Source organism: Vibrio sp. 704 (assembly GCF_033339295.1).
In genome coordinates, this window is sequence record NZ_JAWOUH010000549.1 from 1 (window position 1) to 650 (window position 650).

Annotated in this window: 1 protein-coding gene; it reads left to right on the forward strand. The window is 40.3% G+C overall.

Annotated elements, in window-relative coordinates; all coding sequences use genetic code 11:
• Nucleotides 1-180 precede the first annotated feature (180 nt).
• The coding region (locus R7R24_RS27685; protein ID WP_318120269.1) for a hypothetical protein at nucleotides 181-650 on the forward strand (470 nt) is incomplete at its 3' end.

Below are 650 nucleotides of genomic sequence, written 5' to 3' on the forward strand. Positions count from 1 at the left end.
AGATTATTCAGCTAATCTTATTTCCATCATTCTATTCGCTGTATATAAAAACAATATTTAAATTAACATAACAAACCTATCGCTTATTATTTTTCATTTAAATAATGATTCTTATTTTTAATATCAATCTATAATTAAAGTGCTCAAATTCTCATGTTGTATTAACTTGAGGTTTAATTTATGAAACTAACTCCTTATTTAACTGCTGTTGTTTCGGTCAGCTGCGCTTTTGGCGCATTCGCAGCCGATGATTCAAAAGCACTTTTAGAAGATGCACTGAGTGCAGCGCCACCGACTATTCGCGATAAAGTAACGGTGATGGACTGGAACAATAACGTTCTTCAAAAAGGTTCTAGCCAATACACTTGCTTCCCAACGCCACCTCAATTGGAAGGCACAGCGCCAATGTGTATGGATGGTCCTTGGATGGAATGGGCAGACGCTTGGATGAACAAAAAACCTTTCCAAGCCAAAGCATTAGGCATTTCTTACATGTTAGCGGGTGATGGCGGTGCCAGTAACACCGACCCATTTGCAGAAGGGATGACGGACGATAATCAATGGATTGTGGAAGGACCACACTTGATGATTATTACCCCAGACCAAGCGTTGCTGGACTCTCTACCAACCGATCCAAGTTATGGTGGCCC